The sequence below is a fragment of the Rhizobium leguminosarum bv. viciae USDA 2370 genome (genome assembly GCF_002008365.1).
GTDB lineage: Bacteria > Pseudomonadota > Alphaproteobacteria > Rhizobiales > Rhizobiaceae > Rhizobium > Rhizobium leguminosarum.
The window spans coordinates 392,779-412,635 of sequence record NZ_MRDL01000047.1; the positions used below are offsets into that span (position 1 = coordinate 392,779).

General features: G+C 61.7%; 15 protein-coding genes. 7 read left to right on the forward strand and 8 right to left on the reverse strand.

Annotated features, from left to right (window positions below):
• Positions 1 to 145 precede the first annotated feature (145 nt).
• Positions 146 to 1,315 (forward strand): alpha-D-ribose 1-methylphosphonate 5-triphosphate diphosphatase, encoded by a 1,170-nt coding sequence (locus BS629_RS25955; RefSeq protein WP_018241488.1) that lies wholly within the window; start codon positions 146 to 148, stop codon positions 1,313 to 1,315.
• Here the strand turns inward: BS629_RS25955 and purN are convergent.
• Both purN and purM read right to left on the reverse strand, forming a co-directional pair.
• On the reverse strand, positions 1,312 to 1,983 hold the full coding sequence (gene purN, locus BS629_RS25960; protein WP_018241489.1) for a phosphoribosylglycinamide formyltransferase: 672 nt from the start codon (positions 1,981 to 1,983) through the stop codon (positions 1,312 to 1,314). The two genes, BS629_RS25955 and purN, sit on opposite strands and share 4 nt — an antisense overlap.
• Positions 1,980 to 3,053, reverse strand: a complete 1,074-nt coding sequence (gene purM, locus BS629_RS25965; RefSeq protein ID WP_018241490.1) for a phosphoribosylformylglycinamidine cyclo-ligase — start codon at positions 3,051 to 3,053, stop codon at positions 1,980 to 1,982. Before purM ends, purN begins: the two co-directional genes overlap by 4 nt.
• A 245-nt stretch (positions 3,054 to 3,298) precedes the next feature.
• Between purM and BS629_RS25970 the strand changes: the two genes are divergently transcribed.
• The 4 genes from BS629_RS25970 (at position 3,299) to ppx (ending at position 8,933) form a co-directional block, all read left to right on the forward strand.
• Positions 3,299 to 4,423 (forward strand): AI-2E family transporter, encoded by a 1,125-nt coding sequence (locus BS629_RS25970; RefSeq protein WP_018241491.1) that lies wholly within the window; start codon positions 3,299 to 3,301, stop codon positions 4,421 to 4,423.
• On the forward strand, positions 4,416 to 5,129 hold the full coding sequence (hdaA, locus tag BS629_RS25975; RefSeq protein WP_018241492.1) for a DnaA regulatory inactivator HdaA: 714 nt from the start codon (positions 4,416 to 4,418) through the stop codon (positions 5,127 to 5,129). The genes BS629_RS25970 and hdaA overlap by 8 nt, the downstream gene beginning before the upstream one ends.
• Before the next feature lie 66 nt (positions 5,130 to 5,195).
• Positions 5,196 to 7,400 carry an RNA degradosome polyphosphate kinase gene (locus tag BS629_RS25980; protein ID WP_018241493.1) on the forward strand — a complete coding sequence of 735 codons (2,205 nt, stop codon included), beginning with the start codon at positions 5,196 to 5,198 and terminating at the stop codon, positions 7,398 to 7,400.
• Positions 7,401 to 7,412: 12 nt separating this feature from the next.
• Positions 7,413 to 8,933 carry an exopolyphosphatase gene (gene ppx, locus BS629_RS25985; RefSeq protein ID WP_018241494.1) on the forward strand — a complete coding sequence of 507 codons (1,521 nt, stop codon included), beginning with the start codon at positions 7,413 to 7,415 and terminating at the stop codon, positions 8,931 to 8,933.
• Positions 8,934 to 9,035: 102 nt separating this feature from the next.
• Here the strand turns inward: ppx and BS629_RS25990 are convergent, their stop codons facing one another.
• From BS629_RS25990 to BS629_RS26005, 4 genes are all read right to left on the reverse strand, one after another.
• Positions 9,036 to 10,394: an esterase-like activity of phytase family protein gene (locus BS629_RS25990; protein ID WP_018241495.1), complete on the reverse strand. Its 1,359-nt coding sequence runs from the start codon at positions 10,392 to 10,394 to the stop codon at positions 9,036 to 9,038.
• A 208-nt stretch (positions 10,395 to 10,602) separates the two neighbouring features.
• Positions 10,603 to 11,664, reverse strand: coding sequence for an adenylate/guanylate cyclase domain-containing protein (locus BS629_RS25995; protein WP_018241496.1), 1,062 nt, complete (start codon positions 11,662 to 11,664; stop codon positions 10,603 to 10,605).
• Between the two features lie 187 nt (positions 11,665 to 11,851).
• Entirely contained in the window at positions 11,852 to 12,997 is a 1,146-nt protein-coding gene (gene rnd / locus BS629_RS26000; RefSeq protein WP_018241497.1) for a ribonuclease D, read from the reverse strand.
• Between the two features lie 176 nt (positions 12,998 to 13,173).
• On the reverse strand, positions 13,174 to 14,565 hold the full coding sequence (locus BS629_RS26005; protein ID WP_018241498.1) for a multicopper oxidase family protein: 1,392 nt from the start codon (positions 14,563 to 14,565) through the stop codon (positions 13,174 to 13,176).
• A 253-nt stretch (positions 14,566 to 14,818) separates the two neighbouring features.
• Here BS629_RS26005 and aspS point away from each other — a divergent pair, with 253 nt between their 5' ends.
• Positions 14,819 to 16,609, forward strand: a complete 1,791-nt coding sequence (gene aspS / locus BS629_RS26015; protein WP_026188349.1) for an aspartate--tRNA ligase — start codon at positions 14,819 to 14,821, stop codon at positions 16,607 to 16,609.
• A gap of 63 nt (positions 16,610 to 16,672) precedes the next feature.
• Here aspS and BS629_RS26020 read toward each other — a convergent pair whose 3' ends face one another.
• Complete coding sequence (locus BS629_RS26020; protein ID WP_018241501.1) at positions 16,673 to 17,842, reverse strand: serine hydrolase domain-containing protein; 1,170 nt, start codon at positions 17,840 to 17,842, stop codon at positions 16,673 to 16,675.
• A gap of 66 nt (positions 17,843 to 17,908) precedes the next feature.
• Between BS629_RS26020 and BS629_RS26025 the strand changes: the two genes are divergently transcribed.
• Entirely contained in the window at positions 17,909 to 18,550 is a 642-nt protein-coding gene (locus BS629_RS26025; RefSeq protein WP_018241502.1) for a TetR/AcrR family transcriptional regulator, read from the forward strand.
• Between the two features lie 104 nt (positions 18,551 to 18,654).
• On the opposite strand, the gene BS629_RS26030 is transcribed toward BS629_RS26025, so the two are convergent.
• Positions 18,655 to 19,842, reverse strand: coding sequence for a YdgA family protein (locus tag BS629_RS26030; RefSeq protein ID WP_018241503.1), 1,188 nt, complete (start codon positions 19,840 to 19,842; stop codon positions 18,655 to 18,657).
• Positions 19,843 to 19,857 lie beyond the last annotated feature (15 nt).

A 19,857-nucleotide genomic window follows, 5' to 3' on the forward strand; every position in this document is an offset into this window, starting at 1 on the left:
GAATCCGAGGGGCGAGCGCATCCAACCAATTCCAAAGCGCAAGTTTCAGCTTTAAGGTGACAACGTTGGAAATTTCATACGACTGTCACGAAGCGGTTCTATCCGCTGCGGTTTGTCAATCTCGGATGCGGTCAGGAGAAAGCCCATGTGGCTCAGCAATTTCACCCTCGTTCTCCCAAACGAGGTGGTGAGTGAAGGTTCCGTGCGTGTTGAGGATGGCGCCATCGCCGAGATCAGGCCGGAGCCGGTCGCCGGTGCTGCCATCGATGGCGGCGGGCGGCTGCTGATGCCCGGATTCGTCGATCTGCACGGCGACATGATCGAGCGCGAGATCGCCCCACGGCCAAACGCGACGATGCCGATCGATTTCGGCATCCACGAACTCGACAAGAAGCTTGCCGCCGCCGGTGTCACGACGGCGTTCGCCGCCGTCTCCTTTGCGACCGAGAGCGTCTACGGCCATGTCCGTTCGCTGGAGACCACCTCCGCAGTGATCGAGGGCATCAATCGCTTGCGGGATGATCTGCTGATCGATCACCGCGTTCACGCCCGTTACGAAATCACCAATGTCGGGGCAGCTCCCGCGCTTGAGCGCCTGCTGAATGCCGACCAGATCGACATGGTCTCCCTGACCGACCACACGCCGGGCCAGGGCCAGTACAACAACCTGCAGAGCTACATCCTCAGCATTTCCGAGCGCCGCGCCATCTCCGAGGACATGGCCGCGGAGATCGTCGCCAAGCGCATCGCCATGCGCAACAATCCGGACATCGAGGCCAAGCTGAAGGAGATCGTCGCGCTGTCGCTGAGGCACAAGCTGTCGCTTGCCTCACATGACGATGACAGCGTCGAAAAAGTCGCCGAGATGCACGATCTTGGCGTCACCATCAGCGAGTTTCCCGTCACCGCAGCTGCAGCGGAAGAGGCGCGCCGCCGCGGTCTCTGGACGCTGATGGGTGCGCCGAACGCGCTGCGCGGCCAGTCTATGTCGGGCAATCTCAGCGCGCTCGACGCCGCCAAGGCCGGGCTGCTCAGCGTCATCGCCGCCGATTACCATCCGGCTGCCTTCGTGCCCGGCATCTTCAAGCTTGCCGACATGGTGGAAGGCGGCCTGCCGGCAGCCGTTGCCATGGCGACCGGCAATGCGGCCCGTTCCGCCGGCCTGTCGGATCGCGGCGAGATCGCCGTCGGCCAGCGCGCCGATCTCGTCGTGGTCGAGCCGGGCGATATCAATCGCATCCGCGCCACCTTCCGCGCCGGTCGCTTCGTCTACAGCGACGGCACCCTCCATCCGTTAAGGGCTTTGGCGGCTTAAGCTCGGTCGCCGATGAGCGAAATCAGTTGAGCCTTGGGTGCGGCGGTCGCGGCCTCCGCGCCGACGGCTTTGCCGCCTTCCATCGCCACTCGACCTTCGGCAAACAGCCGCAAGGCCTGCGGATAGATCTGGTGTTCGATGGTGAGCACGCGCGCGGCAAGGCTTTCGGCCGTATCGCCCAAGAGAACCGGCACAGCCGCCTGGCCGATCACCGGCCCCTCATCCATGCCTTCGGTGACGAAATGCACCGTGCAGCCGGCGATCCGCATGCCGGCGTCGATCGCCCGCTGATGCGTATGCAGGCCGGGAAATAGCGGCAGCAGGGAAGGGTGGATGTTGAGCATCCGGCCTTGGTAACGCTGGATGAATGTCGCCGTCAGCAGCCGCATGTAGCCTGCCAGGCAGAGAATATCGGGTTTAAGCTCGTCGAGCGCCGAAAAGATCGCCGCCTCATGCGCATCCTTGCTGGCGTAGTCCTTGCGGGGAAAAGCGAAGGTGGAAATGCCTTCGGCATCAGCCTTGGCAAGCCCGCCGGCATCCGCCTTATCGGAGATCACCCCGACGATCTCGGCCGGGTAGTCGGCTGCTTTCGCCGCCGCAACCAGCGCCATCATGTTGGAGCCGCTGCCTGATATGAAGACGACGGCGCGTTTGCGCGGCGAGCTCATATGGCAAGCGTACCCTTGTAGACCGTGCCGGCAGCGCCTTCGTCGCGGACGATCATGCGGCCGAGCGTGATGACAGTCTCGCCCTCAGCTTCGAGTGCCTCGGAAACCGCCGCGACGTTCTCAGCGGCGACGACGGCGATCATGCCGACGCCGCAGTTGAAGGTGCGCAGCATTTCTCTGGATTCGACGCCGCCCGTCTTGGCGAGCCACGAAAACACCGGCGGAACCTTGACGGCGTCAAGATCGATCTCGGCCGCCAGGTGCTTCGGCAGGACGCGCGGAATATTTTCCGGGAAACCGCCGCCGGTGATGTGCGCCAGCGCCTTTATGGCGCCGGTCTCACGGATCGCCTTCAGAAGCGGCTTCACATAGATGCGGGTCGGCTCGAGCAGGGCTTCGCCGAGCAGCCGGCCTTCGGCAAACGGTGCGGCTGCGCTCCAGTCGAGGCCGGACAGTTCGACGATCTTGCGCACCAGCGAAAAGCCGTTGGAATGGACGCCGGAGGAGGCAAGGCCGAGGATCACGTCACCCTCGGCAATATCGCCTGATGGCAGGAGCTTGCCGCGTTCGGCAGCACCGACGGCAAAGCCGGCGAGGTCGTAGTCGCCGGAGGAATACATACCGGGCATCTCGGCCGTTTCGCCGCCGATCAGCGCGCAGCCGGCCTCGCGGCAGCCGGCGGCAATGCCGCCGACGATAGCCGCGCCCTGGTCGGGGTCGAGCTTGCCGGTCGCGAAGTAATCGAGGAAGAACAGCGGCTCGGCGCCCTGCACCACGAGATCGTTGACGCACATGGCGACGAGGTCGATGCCGACGGTGTCGTGATAGTCGGCATCGATCGCGATCTTCAGCTTGGTCCCGACGCCGTCATTGGCGGCGACGAGAACCGGATCGGTAAAGCCTGCGGCCTTGAGGTCGAAGAGCCCGCCGAAGCCGCCGATCTCGCCGTCGGCGCCGGGACGGCGCGTCGAGCGCACCGCCGGCTTGATCTTCTCGACGAGGAGGTTTCCGGCATCGATATCGACGCCCGCATCGCTATATGTCAGGCCGTTTTTCCCAGACTGGCTCATGCTGGTCTCCGATGGCTATTTCAAGCGGCAAACGTGCCGCGTCATCTGCCGGTCGCAATTGCATGACAGGGGCGTTTATGCAAGCGTTGCATGGCAAAAGCCCCCAATTTCCCGCGTCTTCCTCCAGCCTTTCGGGGATTTGGCACGACAGGGTTGACCATCTTTGCGCCTGCATCCTATGTGCTGAATGGCCGCTCCGGTTCGGGTGCGGCGTTTGGCGGCGGCGAGTGATCAGCGGGGAAGCGATGCCACAGCATGTCAGCGGCAACAGTCTCAAGCGTCAGATTTTCTTCTGGCTGGTAGTGCTCGTCTTCTTCATCGTCTTCCTTTATGTCTTCAGCTCGATCCTGCTGCCCTTCATCGCCGGCATGGCGATTGCCTATTTCCTTGATCCGGTGGCTGACCGGCTTGAACGCCTGGGTCTGAGCCGCATGATGGCGACCATCGGCATTCTCGTCGCCTTCGTCATCGTCTTCACGCTGGCGCTGATGATCCTCATTCCGGTGCTCATCAGCCAGTTCAACGATTTCGCTCAGCGTCTGCCGGGTTATATCAGCCAATTACAGCAGTTCATCACGCAGGCGCAGAATTCGCTGCTGCCGGACTGGGTCGAGAACCAGATGGGCACGATCAAGGACAATCTCTCCGGCATCCTGTCGGAGGGCATGGGCTTCCTCACCGGGCTCTTCGCGCAGATCTGGAATTCGGGCAAGGCGATCGTCGACGTCATATCGCTGCTCGTGGTCACCCCCGTCGTCGCCTTCTATATCCTGCTCGATTGGGACCGTATGGTTGCCAAGGTCGACCAGTGGATCCCGCGCGACTATGTCGGCGATGTCCGCCAGATCGCCAAGGAGATCGACCAGGCGATCGCCGGTTTCATCCGCGGCCAGGGCTCGCTCTGCCTCATCCTCGGCATCTATTATGCCGTCGGCCTTTCTCTTGTCGGGCTGAATTTCGGCCTGCTGATCGGCCTCTTCGCCGGCATGATCAGTTTCATTCCCTATGTCGGCTCGATGGTTGGCCTCGTGCTCGCCATCGGCGTGGCGCTTGTGCAATTCTGGCCCGATTATCCCTGGATCGGCCTGGTGCTCGTCGTCTTCTTCAGTGGCCAGTTCCTAGAAGGCAACATTCTGCAGCCGAAGCTCGTCGGCTCGAGCGTCGGCCTGCATCCGGTCTGGCTGATGTTTGCGCTTTTTGCCTTCGGCGCGCTCTTCGGTTTCGTAGGGCTTCTGGTCGCGGTGCCGGCCGCCGCCGCCGTCGGCGTCCTTGTTCGTTTCGCGCTTTCACGCTACCTTCAGAGTGATCTTTATTTTGGCGGGTCGCTCAGTGGCCGCGCCCGGAAGACGAAATCAGTTCCCAATGAATGACGTGAAGAACGCTGATCCGAAGCGCAAAGCCGGAGAGCAGCTGCCGCTGGTCTTTTCGCACGATGCCGCAAGCGGGCGCGACGACCTCCTGATCTCGGAGCGTCTTGCCGCCGCCGTTTCGATCGTCGATGCCTGGCCGGCATGGCCATCACCGGTTGTCGTGCTCGCCGGCCCCGTCGGCTCGGGAAAATCACATCTCGCCCGCATCTGGCGGGAATTGAGCGGCGCCGTCGACATCCATCCCGAGCTTGGCTCGGACGCCGCGGTTGCCGCCGCCGCCGGCCCGGTGCTGTTCGAGGACGCCGACCGCCTCGGCTTCGACGACAACGCGCTCTTCCATGTCATCAACAGCGTGCGCGAAAACGGCACCAGCCTGTTGATCACCAGCCGCCTCTGGCCGATGTCGTGGCCAGTTTTGCTGCCCGATCTGCGCTCGCGCCTGAAAGCGGCAACCGTCGTCGAGATCGGCGAACCCGATGAGGCGCTGTTGTCGCAGGTGATCGTCAAGCTCTTCGCCGACCGGCAGCTTTATATAGATGACAAACTCGTGCTCTATATCGTGAACCGGATGGAGCGGTCGCTGAACGCGGCCCAGACGATCGTCGAAAGGCTTGACCGGCTGGCCCTGTCGCGAGGCACCAAAATCACCCGGTCTCTTGCTGCCGAAGTATTGAATGAATTGGGAAATTCGGAACCGGCCGATTGACTGTCACAGTTCCGTCGTCAAACTGATATAATTGCCTTTGGCGATTGAAAACGGGGTAAGCGGACCATGGACAGCGCAGTCGCAGAACATCAGGAACTCACTCCGGAAATCAACGACAACACCCCCCCGCTGGAAGAGCTGCTCAAGAGCCCCGAGCGCTTCATCAACCGAGAATTCTCCTGGCTGCAATTCAACCGCCGTGTCCTGGAAGAAACGTTGAATACCGAGCATCCGCTGCTCGAGCGCGTCCGCTTCCTGTCGATCTCGGCCGCCAACCTCGATGAATTCTTCATGGTGCGTGTCGCCGGCCTCGAGGGCCAGGTACGCCAGAACATCGCCATCCGCAGTCCCGACGGCAAGACGCCGGCCGAGCAGCTCGATTCGATCCTGCAGGAGATCGACCATCTGCAGATGGAGCAGCAGGCCTCGCTGGCCGTCCTGCAACAATATCTCGCCAAGGAAGACATCCTGATCGTACGCCCCGGCGCCTTGAGCGATGCCGACCGCCAGTGGCTGGCCGCCGAATTCGAACAGGCGATCTTCCCGGTCCTGACGCCGTTGTCGATCGATCCTGCCCACCCGTTCCCCTTCATTCCGAATCTCGGCTTCTCGATCGGTCTGCAGCTCGTTAGCAAGAATGGCCGCGAGCCGATGACGGCGCTGCTGCGCCTGCCGGTGGCGCTCGACCGCTTCGTCCGTCTGCCGGATGATGGAAACACGATCCGCTACATCACGCTGGAAGATGTCGCCAACATCTTCATCCACCGGCTCTACCCGGGTTACGAGGTGCAGGGCTCCGGTACGTTCCGCGTCATCCGCGACAGCGATATCGAAGTCGAGGAAGAGGCCGAGGATCTCGTCCGCTTCTTCGAAACGGCGCTGAAACGCCGCCGCCGCGGTAAGGTCATCCGCATCGAGACCGACTCGGAAATGCCGGCCTCGCTGCGTCAGTTCGTCGTCCAGGCGCTCAATATCCCTGATAATCGCGTCGCCGTTCTGCCGGGCCTTCTGGCGTTGAACACCCTGTCCGAGATTACCAAGGCGCCGCGCGAAGATCTCAGGTTTGCCCCCTACAATGCGCGATTTCCCGAGCGCGTCCGCGAACATGCCGGCGACTGCTTCGCCGCCATCCGCGAAAAGGACATGGTCGTCCATCACCCCTACGAATCTTTCGACGTCGTGGTCCAGTTTCTTCTCCAGGCTGCGCGCGATCCTGACGTCCTGGCGATAAAGCAGACGCTTTACCGCACCTCCAACGACAGCCCGATCGTCCGCGCGCTGATCGACGCCGCCGAAGCCGGCAAGTCGGTGACGGCGCTGGTCGAGCTCAAGGCCCGCTTCGACGAAGAGGCGAACATCCGCTGGGCGCGCGATCTCGAGCGCGCCGGCGTGCAGGTCGTCTTTGGCTTCATCGAGCTCAAGACCCACGCCAAGATGTCGATGGTCGTTCGGCGCGAGGAAGGCAAGCTGCGAACCTATTGCCACCTCGGAACGGGCAACTACCACCCGATCACCGCGAAGATCTATACAGACCTGTCCTATTTCACCTGCAATCCCGTCATCGCCCACGACATGGCGAACATCTTCAACTTCATTACCGGCTACGGCGAACCGGAGCAGGGCATGCAGCTCGCGATCTCGCCCTATACGATGCGCCCGCGCATCCTGCGCCACATCGAGGAAGAGATTCAGCATGCCAGGAACGGCGCGCCGGCCGCGATCTGGATGAAGATGAATTCGCTTGTCGACCCCGACATCATCGACGCGCTCTATCGCGCCAGCCATGCCGGCGTCGAGATCGACCTCGTCGTGCGCGGCATCTGCTGCCTGCGTCCGCAGGTGCCCGGCCTTTCGGAAAAGATCCGCGTCAAGTCGATCGTCGGCCGCTTCCTCGAGCACAGCCGCATCTTCTGCTTCGGCAATGGCCACGGCCTGCCGTCCGACAAGGCGCTGGTTTACATCGGCTCGGCCGACATGATGCCGAGAAACCTCGATCGCCGTGTCGAAACCATGGTTCCGTTGACGAATCCGACTGTTCACGAGCAGGTCTTGTCACAGATTATGCTCGGCAACGTGATTGACAATCAACAAAGCTACGAGATATTGCCCGACGGTACGTCGCGACGCATGGAAGTGCGCAGGGGCGAAGAACCGTTCAATGCGCAGCAGTATTTCATGACCAATCCGAGCCTGTCGGGCCGTGGTGAAGCTCTGAAGTCCAGTGCGCCGAAGCTGATCGCCGGCCTGCTCGAAGGCCGCAACAACAAGTAAAACTGGACCTAAATGGTTGAATCTGAAGCCCAGGGGCGCCTTCCGGGGATCGCCCCGGTCTCCGTCGTCGATATTGGATCGAATTCGATTCGTCTTGTCGTCTACGAAGGCATGTCCCGTTCGCCAACCGTCCTGTTCAACGAAAAGGTCCTCTGCGGCCTCGGCAAGGGCGTCGCTCTTACCGGCAAGATGGACGAAGACAGCGTCGCGCGGGCTCTGGCGGCGCTGCACCGTTTCAAGGCTCTGTCAGACCAGGCCCGCGCTGCCACCATGTATGTGCTGGCGACGGCGGCTGCGCGCGAGGCGAGCAACGGTCCTGATTTCATTCATCAGGCGGAAACCATCCTTAAACGCAAGGTCCGCGTACTCTCGGGTGAGGAGGAGGCGAAATTCGCCTCGCTCGGCATCATCAGCGGTTTCTACAATCCTGACGGCATTGCGGGCGACCTCGGTGGCGGCTCGCTGGAACTGATCGATATCAAGGGCAAGGAGTTCGGCAAGGGCATCACGCTGCCGCTCGGCGGCCTGCGCCTGTCGGAATATGCCGGCGGTTCGCTCTCCAAGGCCCAGACCTTTGCCCGCAAGCAGTTGAAGACGGCAAAGCTGCTGTCGAAAGGCGAGGGGCGCACCTTCTACGCCGTCGGCGGAACCTGGCGAAACATCGCCAAGCTGCACATGGAAATCACTCATTATCCGCTGCACATGATGCAGGGCTATGAGGTGTCGTTCGAAGGAATGATGCAGTTCCTCGACCAGGTGGTGACCGCGCGCGACTCCAGGGAGCCGGCACTGCAGGCCGTTTCCAAGCACCGCCGTTCGCTGCTGCCTTTCGGCGCCGTCGCCATGAAGGAAGTGCTGAGTGCAATGAAGCCGTCGCTGATTTCCTTCTCGGCGCAGGGTGTGCGCGAGGGATATCTCTATTCGCTGCTGTCGGAGGCCGAGCGCCGCGCCGATCCGCTGCTTGCCGCCGCCGGAGAACTGGCAATTCTGCGTGCCCGTTCGCCGGAGCATGCCCGCGAGTTGGCGGAATGGACCGGCCGCATGATGCCCCTTTTCGGCATCCAGGAAACTGAAGAGGAAAGCCGCTACCGCCAGGCCGCCTGTCTGCTTGCCGATATCAGCTGGCGCGCCCATCCTGACTATCGCGGCCTGCAGGCGCTGAACGTCATCGCCCACTCTTCCTTCGTCGGCATCAGTCATCCCGGCCGCGCCTTTATCGCGCTTTCCAACTATTACCGTTTCGAAGGCCTGCATGACGACGGCGCCACCGGTCCGCTGGCGCAGATTGCCACGCCCCAGCTCATCGAGCGCGCCAAGCTGCTCGGCGGCATGCTGCGCGTCGTCTACCTCTTCTCTGCCTCGATGCCCGGCATCGTCAAGAACCTGACCTTCCGCAAATCGTCGAGCCCGGACCTCGACCTCGAATTCGTCGTGCCTCCCGAATATCGCGATTTCGCCGGCGAGCGCCTGGACGGCCGCCTGCAGCAGCTGTCGAGGCTGACAAACAAGCGGTTGGCGTTTCGGTTTGAATAGGTCTGTGCCACGGCACGTCGTCAGGAACGCAACCTAAGCAGCCAAGAACAAAAAGGGCGGCGCCTTCGCGCCACCCTCTGCATTTCACACCAGAACGCCGAATTACTTCGCGTTCAGGAACTCGCCGACTTCGAGCAGGCTGAACTCGTTATTGTCAGCCTTGTCGACGGCGCGGCCGGCCGAGAAGGGCAGGTTGTTGTCGTTGCCGATGATGATGTGCGTGGCGTCGACGCGGTCGACGTTTTCGATCGTCACGAATGGCATGTCGTAGACGCCGTCCTTGCTGCCGGCCTTCTTCTTGTTGTCGGGGTCCTGGATGTTCAGGAGGTCGATATAGCCGATCTTGCGGACCGCCTTGCCGACATTGGCATCGTTGTACTCGATCTTGTAGACGCGCTTCAGCACGGCCGGAGCTTCGAAACAATCCGGCTTCGGCTGCTTCGGATCGGCGCAGGCCTTGTCCGTCGTGCCGGCGCCGTTATCGCGCTCGATGACGAGAGCGGTGGTGTCGTCGAGCATGTTGAAGTCGCCGATCGATACCCCCTTGTCTTCGAACGGATAAAGCCAGCTGCGGCCGGTCCACTTCTTGGAGGCGACATCGAATTCGATGACGCGGATGGCGGTGTGGCCATCGATGGTTTCCACAGTGCCGTCATCCTTGTAGATGGCCCCTTCGAGCAGGCCGTAGAGCTTGGCGCCGTCCTTCGACATAGCGAGGCCTTCGAAGCCGCCGGAGCGCTTCAGGTTGAAGACCGGCATCTTGGCGGCCGGGTTTGATGGAACCGAGAGAAGCGGATTGTCGGGCGAAAGCACCGGCTTGCCGTCGAGCGTCGTCGGAATGACGTCGGTGAGGCGGCCAGCGGTGTCGAACTTCAGGATGTAGGGACCGAATTCGTCGCCGAGCCAGAAGCCGTCGGCAACCGGCTGGATCGATTCGATGTCGAAGTCGGCACCGGTGAGATAGCGCGTGTCAGTACCTTCAAGCACGATCGGGAACGGAGCAATCTTGTTGGGGTCGGAGAGGAAGAGGTTCTTGACGACCTCAGCCTTGTTGCCGGCCCAGTCAAACTTCATCTGGTGCAGGAAAACCATGGAGTCCGACGAGTTGGACTTCGAGCCGAAGCCGTTGTCGGAGAGCGTCCAGAACGTGCCGTCGGTCATCGTCTTGACGCCGGAGAATCCCTGGATCGGCTGGCCGTCGAAGGGAAGCTTCAGATCGGTGACACGGGCGCCGTCCTTACCGGGAACGGTGCCGAGCGCTTCGGTGCGCTTGCGGTCAGGCGTCGTGAACTTGCCAGCATACTTGAGGAATTCGGGGGCGTCGGCCGGTGCCGGAACCATGGTGTTGGCAGGCAGGATCGCCTGGCCGGCGAGCTTGGCCGGGAACTGCTGCTGGTCGGCCGAAGCGGAGCCGGCGACCAGGATGAAAAGCGATACGGAAGCAAAAAGGACGTTCTTCATAATATCCCCGTGGAACGGATTGCAAAGGCCTTCCGCTTAGCAGGGCTTTAATGTCAGCGAATTGACGGTTGGGTGAAGCTTTGGTGACGTACTTACAGCGCAGCGCGTCTCCTCTGACGCGCAAAGGACGCTGCAACACTTTCAATTCTCGCATCGTGCTTTCCGAAAATCGATTCCGATTTTCGGGCCGATGCGGCAGAGCCCTTGCTCAGCCGTGCAGAATGACCGCCGGCGTGTTCAACACGGTGACTGCGCGCGAGGAAAGCGCCATCACGCCGAGCGCCTGGCCGCGCCCCTTCACGGCGTGAGTGCCGAGATCCTCGCAGCTGACGTCGTCGGGAAAGTTCATGCGCCGGGCAAGCTCAGTGGAGATCAGCACCGGCCGGTTCAGGCTGCGGCAGAGCGTCTCCAGCCGGGCAGTGGTGTTCACCGTGTCGCCGAAATAGCTGATCTTGTGATGGTCGACGCCGATTTCGGCGGTGATGATTTCGCCTCCATGAAGGGCGGCGCGGAGCTTCGGCACCTGCCCATAGCTTTTCCGCCAGCCGGCGGCATTGGCTTCGATATCGCCGAGGATATCGAAGATGCAGCGCACGCAGCGCGCATTTTTGACGCCGCGGGCAAGCGGCCAAGTGATGATCGCCGCATCGCCGACATAGTCGTTGATCATGCCCTTGTGGCGCCTGACCGGTTCGGCGAAAGTCGCAAACAGCGAGCTCAGCAGCTGCTGCGCCCTGAGGTCGCCGTGCTTTTCGGCAAAAGCCGTCGAATCGACGAGATCGATGAACAGGAAGACACGCTCTTCCCTAACCGGGTTGCGGTAGCGGCTAATGAGCATGCTGAGGAAAACCTCGCGGCCGAGCAGCTCTCGCACGCGCAAGACGAAGATCAGCAGCGCGCAGACCGTCAGCGCATAGAGGAAGACCTCGAACGGCATGATGACGAGATCGAGGAGCGATGCCGGCTTCAGCATGGCGAACGACCAGAGCAGCAGGCCGGCGCAGGCAAAGCCGATGCTCATCAGGATCTCGTAGATCACCAGCTCGGTAATGATGAAGGCGAAGGTCGGCAGCTTCTGGATGCGCCTGTAGAGCCGGCGAAACAGCACCTTGCGCTCGAAGGCGATGATCGGCATGCCGATGAAGAGCGCGAAGATCGCGCCAATGACGGGCGTCTGGTTGGAGTAGAACATCAGATCATACATGACGCCGCTGGCCGCGAGGACGATCGCGATCAGGATCCAATTCTGCGTCGGAGATATTTCCCGCATGCCGCCTCTGCGCCGTGATGTCACTTCCCGCCCATTGTTTCAGGCCGGAAAAAACCGTCAAGCGAATTCGAAACTACAGCGTCCTTAGCGTGTCTTTTCGAGAGCCACTAAGGACGCTGTAGCACTTTGAATTGCTGCATAATTTTACCCTTAAATCGAGTCCGATTTAAGGAGTTAGGCAGCAACCTCAGAGGCTGACGGTTTCGACCTTCCGGTCGACGAAACGCAAGGCGATTGCGCCCTGGATCAGCTGCAGTGCCGGCTCGCCGAAAAGATCGCGCCGCCAGCCGTGCAGGGCAGCCACTTCGGCCTTCTCGCCCTCGGCGGCGATCCTGTCGAGATCCTCGCTGTTGGCGATGACCTTCGGCGCCACGCCGTGTTTTTCCGAAATCAGCTTCAGCAGCACCTTCAACAATTCGACGGCAGCAGCGGCCCCTTCGGGCGCCTGCGCCTGGCGTGGCACATGCGGCATATCGGCCTTCGGAAGAGCAAGCGCCGTGTTGACGGCCTCGATGACCGCGGCACCGGAAGTCGAGCGCTCCCAGCCCTTTGGAATGGTGCGCAGACGGCCGAGCGCCTCGGTATCCTTGGGTTGCTGCTGGGCGATCTCGTAGATCGCATCATCCTTCAGCACCCGCGAACGCGGCACGTTGCGGGCCCGCGCCTCGCGTTCGCGCCAGGCGGCGACATATTTCAGGATCGCCAGCTCCTGCGGCTTGCGCAGACGCATCTTCAGCCGCTGCCAGGCATCGTCGGGATGCATGTCGTAGGTTTCGCGCGACTCGAGAATGTCCATTTCCTCGGAGAGCCAGGAGGTGCGGCCTTCGCGATCGAGTTCCGCCTTCAGCGACAGGTAGACGTCGCGCAGGTGGGTGACGTCAGCCAGCGCATAATCCAGCTGTTTGTCCGAGAGCGGCCGGCGGCTCCAGTCGGTGAAGCGCGACGACTTGTCGATATGGACGTTCTTGATGCGGCTGACCAACTGGTCATAGGAGACGCTGTCGCCGAAGCCGCAGACCATGGCGGCGACCTGCGTGTCGAAGATCGGATGCGGAATGAGATTGCCGCGATTGAAGATGATTTCGATATCCTGGCGCGCCGCGTGAAAGACCTTCAGCACCTTCGGATCGGCCATCAGCTCGAAGAAGGGGGCGAGATCGATGCCCTTGGCCAGCGGATCGACGAGAACTTCCGTCGTCGGGCTTGCCATCTGGATCAGGCAGAGCTCCGGCCAGAAGGTCGTTTCGCGCAGGAATTCGGTGTCGATGGTGATGAAGTCGGACTTGGCCAGCTCTTTGCAGGCGGCCGCCAAATCGGCGGTGGTTTCGATCATATCATTTCATTCGCAAGGAAAAGGTCGGTTAAACCTTCCTTCTCCTTTCGGTTCGATATGTCAATACAACAGCATACGCTTCGAGCATTGCTGGCGAAGAATCACGTCTAAACTGAGGCATGGCGCGAACGCCGGCGCGAAGCAAAGCTGCAATCGCGGCGAAAGCGCGGGCTGTCTCAGCTTACCCTGAGATAGCTCGTCATCCCCGTCTTCTGATGCTCGATGATATGGCAATGCAGCAGCCAGTCGCCGGGATTGTCGGCGACGAAGGCAAGCTGCACCTTCTCGTCCGGCTGAATGAGATAGGTATCGGACACCTGCGGCATCACCTCGCGCGTCGAGGAGGAGACCACCGTGAAGCTCATCCCGTGCAGATGAATCGGATGGGCATGCGGCGTAGTATTCTCCAGATTAAAGACATAGCTCTTGCCGAGCTTCAATTCCGCAAGCGGCGCCGTCGGATCGGGCGTATCGCCTGGCCACGGCACCTTGTTGATTGCCCAGAAACTGTAGCCCAGCGTGCCGCAGATGCTTTCAACAGCGGCATTCTCGGCGGTGGCGCTCAGTATCAACGGGATCTGCTCAGCGGCGGAAAGATCGGCTTTCGGGACGGGATTCTCGACAAGCGGCCCGAGATCGCCGATATCGCGCTTCAGCGATGATCCGACCGCGCGCAGGCTGGCGATCGTCTTCGGCGTCGTGCCGCGGATATCCTCGAGCGTTGCGACCGCACCTTCACCATCCGGCATGCGCACTGCAAGATCGAGCCGTTGACCCGGTCCGATCTGCAGGAGGTCGAGGGAAAAGCGCTTCGGCACCGGATTGCCGTCGATCGCAATCACGGTCGCATCGGCGCCTTCCATCTTCAGCGAGAAGATCCGCGTCACGTCGGTCACGGCGATGCGCAGCCGCACCAGTCCGCCGGCTGGCGCGTCATATCGCGGTTCCTGATGCCAGTTGGCGGTGCGCACCGTGCCGTAGGTACCGGTCTTGGCAGCGTCCCGCGGCCGGAAGGGAGCGATGAATTGCCCGTCGCCGCCGAGCCGCCAGTCACGCAGGTTCAGCACCACTTCGGCATCGAACTCCGGATCGGTCGGATCTTCGACGACGATGATGCCGGTCATGCCGTGCCCCATCTGCGTCAGCGTGTTGCAATGCGGATGATACCAGAAGGTGCCGGCATCGGGCGGCGTGAAGGCATAATCGAAGCTGTCGCCGGTATAGATGTAGGGCTGCGTCATGAACGGCACGCCGTCCATGCGATTATCGATGCGAAGCCCGTGCCAGTGGATCGTCGTCGGCTCGTCGAGGCCGTTTTTCAGCCGCGCCGCATAGGGTCGCCCCTTTGTCATCCTCAGAACCGGCGGCATGCCGTCATGACCCCAGCTCATGATATCCCTGGTCGGTCCCGCCTCGGTCAGCATGGCTTCGGTTTTCACTGCCGTCAGCAGCTGCGGCTCGGGAGCTGCCTCGGCAAGCCCGAATTTACCGGCAACGCCGATGCCGACACCATAGGCGCCCGCGACAGCGGATGCCTTCAAGAGGTTGCGGCGGGTCAGGAGAGGCATGCGGAGGCTCCACGATGAGAATGCCGATCCTTGTAAAGTTGACCGACATCTTCATCAATACAGGAAACGCGGCCAAACTGCCGCAGCATACCGGTCGCAGCCTCGCCATAAACGCGTGCCAAACGCCCGGCCGCGTGCGCCAAGCCTTGACAAATCGGAGCGTCCATGCGCTTTTCCGCCCGATTTTCTTGTCGGCGCTTGAGGGTCTTGGAACCCTTGTGCCGTCTTAAGCCACATGCCAGGATTTGAGATCATGCATCGCTACCGCAGCCACACATGCGCCGCCCTCCGCAAGACGGATGTCGGCTCGACCGTCCGTATTTCCGGCTGGGTTCACCGCGTTCGCGACCATGGCGGCGTTCTTTTCATCGACCTTCGCGACCATTACGGCATCACTCAGGTCGTCGCCGATCCCGACAGCCCGGCCTTCAAGATGGCGGAAACCGTGCGTGGCGAATGGGTCATCCGTATCGACGGCCTCGTCAAGGCCCGTACCGAAGACACCGTCAACAAGGCCATGGCAACAGGCGAGATCGAACTCTACGCGCAGGAGATCGAAGTTCTCTCCGCCGCCAAGGAACTGCCGCTGCCGGTCTTCGGCGAGCCGGATTATCCGGAAGACGTCCGCTTGAAGTATCGCTTCCTCGATCTTCGCCGCGAAACGCTGCACAAGAACATCGTCAAGCGCACCCAGGTGATCTCCGCCATGCGCCGCGAAATGGGCAATGTCGGCTTCACCGAATATACGACGCCGATCCTGACGGCCTCCTCGCCGGAAGGCGCACGCGACTTCCTCGTGCCGTCGCGCATTCATCCCGGCACCTTCTATGCGCTGCCGCAGGCGCCGCAGCAGTACAAGCAGCTGCTGATGGTTGCAGGCTTCGACCGCTACTTCCAGATCGCGCCCTGCTTCCGCGACGAAGACCCGCGTGCCGATCGCCTGCCGGGCGAATTCTACCAGCTCGACCTCGAAATGAGCTTCGTCACCCAGGAAGACGTCTGGGACACGATGGGTCCGCTGATGACCGGCATTTTCGAAGAGTTCGCCGAAGGCAAGCCGGTCACCAAGGAATGGCCGCGCATCCCCTACGACGAGGCGATCCGTAAATATGGTTCGGACAAGCCGGACCTGCGCAACCCCATCGTCATGGAAGCGGTCACCGAACATTTCGCCGGCTCCGGCTTCAAGGTTTTCGCAGGCATGATCGCCTCCAACCCGAAGGTCGAGATCTGGGCTATTCCGGCCAAGACCGGCGGTTCCAGAGCGTTCTGCGATCGCATGAATGCCTGGGCGCAGTCGACCGGTCAGCCTGGCCTCGGCTACATCTTCTGGCGCAAGGAAGGTGACAAGCTCGAGGGCGCCGGCCCGCTTGCAAAGAACATCGGCGAGGAGCGCACCGACGCGATCCGTACCCAGCTCGGCCTCGATGACGGTGACGCCTGCTTCTTCGTTGCCGGCGATCCGGCGAAGTTCTACAAGTTTGCCGGTGAAGCCCGCACCAAAGCCGGCGAAGAGCTGAACCTCGTCGATCGCGACCGTTTCGAACTCTGCTGGATCGTCGACTTCCCGTTCTTCGAATGGAGCGAGGAAGAAAAGAAGGTCGATTTCGCGCACAACCCGTTCTCCATGCCGCAGGGCGGCCTCGATGCGCTGCAGAACCAGGATCCGCTGACGATCAAGGCGTTCCAGTATGACGCCGTCTGCAACGGCTTCGAAATCGCCTCGGGCTCGATCCGTAACCAGTCGCCGGAAACCATGGTCGCCGCCTTCGAGAAGGTCGGCCTCAGCCAGCAGGATGTCGAAGACCGTTTCGGCGGCCTCTACCGCGCCTTCCAGTACGGCGCGCCGCCGCATGGCGGTGCTGCTTTCGGCATCGACCGTATCGTCATGCTGCTCGTCGGCGCGAAGAACCTGCGCGAAATCTCGCTCTTCCCGATGAACCAGCAGGCCCAGGACCTGCTGATGGGCGCGCCGAGCCCGGCAACGCCGACGCAACTGCGTGAGCTCTCTATCCGGCCGATCCCGCCGGTCAAGAAGGACTGAGATCGTCTGATCCCGAATGCAAAAGCCCGGCAAATCGCCGGGCTTTTCGTTTGGTTCGGTCGCTCACAATGCCGCGTAGATCGCCTCGCGAAGATCGACTGTGAACTTGCCCCACATGCCTTCCAGTGTCGTGTTGGTCAGCGCAACGACGGTCAGCCCGTTGACGGGGTCGATGAACCAGCTATGGCCGTAGACGCCGCCCCATTTCAGCGTGCCCTTGGGGAAGGGGACGCCTGCCTCGGCCGGATTGGTGATAACAGACCAGCCGAAGCCAAAGCCGGAGCCGGGTTCATGCTGCTGGCGGCGCCCGCCGGCTTGGTCAGTCATCATCATCCCTACGGTTTCGGTCGAGAGTAGCGGCGCGCCACCCCTACGGATGGTATCGAGTATGGCCAGGACGTCACCCGCCGTTCCCGCCATGCCGGCGCCGCCGGAATGATAGGAGGCGGGGTCGAAGATGCGGTTCGGCGCGAAGCGGATGGGACCCATCAGCGACATCACCAGCGCATTCTCGCCCATCAGCGCCGGCTCCGGCGAGGCATTCATATAGGCCGCGGCAAGCCGACGGCGGTCGCGCACGGAAAACGCGGTATCGGCAAGGCCAAGCGGTTTCGTCACCAGATCAGCGACGGCATCGCCCAACGGCACTCCCGTTTCCGCCTCGATGATGCCGCCCAGAACATCCATGGCGACGGAATATTGCCAGTCACTGCCCGGCGCAAAGCGCAGCGGCACGCTGGCGATCCGCCGCAGGTTCTCGGCCAGCGGCAGTCCCGGTTCGGCAAGGCCGTCGGAAACGCCGGCGCTGATATAGGAACCGCCGTCCTCTTCGGAAAAGCTGTAGCCAAGGCCGGACGTATGGGTCAGCAGGTGGCGGATGCGGATGATCGCCTCTCCGCCGTCAGGCAGCCTCGGACGGAAATCCGGCAGCCATCTCGTCACGGCGTCGTCGAGCCCGATTCTTGCCTGCTCGACGAGCCGCATCGCGGCGATGGTGACGATCGGCTTGGTGATGGAGGCAAGCCTGAAGATGGTGTCCTCGCGCATCGGCAGACCGCTTTCGCGGTCGGCAAGGCCGTCGGCGTGGTGATGGACGATCTCTCCGTCGCGGGCAACGAGTACCACCGTCCCCACAAGCCGTTTGTCGTCGAGCGCGCTTGTGATTGCCGCATCAACCGCTGCGGCAAGGGATGAATTCCTGTCGGCGTCTGCCATTTCGAGGGGAAGACTCATCAGATTAAACCTTCTATAATCACAATGACCGTTCCTGAATATAGAAAGCCGTTTTGAATTTCTAGAGTGATCATTGTGAAAAATAGCACTGACATGAAAAATCCTGCCACCCGCCGCCGCGGCCGTCCGCCGGCCTTCGACCGCGAGACTGTGCTGTCGGCGGCGCGCGAGACCTTCTGGGCGCATGGATATGAGGGCGCCTCGATCGCCGATCTCACTGCCGCTATGGGCATCACGCCGCAAAGCCTCTATGCCGCCTTCAACTCGAAGGCCGATCTCTATCGCGCCGCGCTCGAGCAATACCGAACGCTGGGCTCCGACACGTTTTCCGCGCTCGGCGATCCGATCGACACCGTCTCCGCCTTCGAGTGCATATTGCGGGGCTCGGCCGAGATTTTCTCGGCTCCCGAGCATCCTAAAGGCTGCATGATTTCGACGGCTGTGCTGAATTGCGCCAGCGAGAACGACGTGATCGCCGACCATGTTGCGGCGATGCGTCGTCGGTCGCTGGACGCTTTCACGGCAAGGATCGAGCGTGGCATCCGCGAGGGTGATATCAAGGCCGGGACGAACCCTCGCGCACTCGCACGGTTCCTCGGTGCCATCATCCAGGGCATGTCGGTGCAGGCGAGGGACGGCGCATCTCTTGAAGAATTGCTTGATATCGCAAACTTCGCCATTTCTGAAGTCGCCCGCCACCACGCCTGAAAACGAAAAGGCCCGGCAGTCCGTGAACTGCCCCCGAAAGTTGGACGTCAACCTTTGGGGGCAGTTCACGGACTGCCGGGCCTTTCATCGCAAGATCGAAGCGATCAGTCGTTGGCGGTAACCTTGACGCCGAGCACTTGCGGCAGTGTGTTCGGAGCACCCATGGCGGCGCCCACGATCGTCGGGAACGGCACCGGCTTTTCGGGAGCGGCCTTGACGGTCAGGCTCTTCGGATCGTCGAGGAAGGTGTTGACGGCAGCCGAAACGGCGTTCTGCAGTTCCGGGATATTGAGCTGCGCCAGCATGATCGGCGTCATCGCTTTCAGCGAATCCGCCATCTGCTTGCCCGACATGTTCTGCTGCGAACCGGCATAATCCAGCGCACGCTTGGTGATCGAGGCATCTTCGAAGCGCACCTGTGCTGCCTCGAAGGACAGCTGCTGCATCAGGCCGAGCATGGCAAGGCCGAGCGCCTGCTGCGATTCTTCCTTGTTCGCACTGGCTTCGGATTGCTTCATCGCATCCTGCAGCGACTTCACGAAGGCCATCGTATAGCCCGAGATCTTGAAGCCAAGGTTCAGCTTGCCGATGTTGGTGAAGTCGAAGGCAAATTCCGAAATGTCGATCGTGCCGGGGGCAAGTTCCCAGGCGCCCTTCATGGTGATGTCGCCCTGGATGTGCTGCAGGGCAAGCTTCTCGATCGCGTCTTTGCTCTGCGGATCCTCGGCTTTGCTGAGATCGGCCTTCATGCTTTTGAAGGCGCCGTCGAAATCGAAGCCGGATTCGTCTTCGCGCAGTGTCAGGTTGACGTCGCTTTCGAGCACCGAGAACATTTCCGCGCCGTCCTTGACCACCTTCAGCGGGCCGGTATGGGCGGTTTCGTAGAGCATCATAGTATCGAGCGTGTCGCCGCCCGCCGTTGCCGGGATCGAGATGCCGCCGAGCGTCAGCTCCTGCGCCGTTACCGTGACGCCGTCTTTCGTGGTGTTGATATCGGGGAAGGCGGCCTCTTCGATGTAATAGCCGCCATCCTCGTCTTCTTCGACGCCGGAAAGGGTGACTTCGCCGACGGCCAGGCTTTCGCCGCCGGCCGATTTGACGGTGACATTCTTCAGCGTCGCGGTCGTGCCGTCGATATCGACGGCGTCAGCCGAAATCGTTCCGCCCTGGACGGCATAGGCGGCGTTGAGCTTCTTCAGCAGATCGGCGCCGTCGAGAGCGAAAGCCGAACCGGCGAGCGAGAAAAAGGCGGCGCCCGACAGCATCAGCCGCGTTGTCCGGGAAAAGTTCATGGGGTGTTTCCTCTG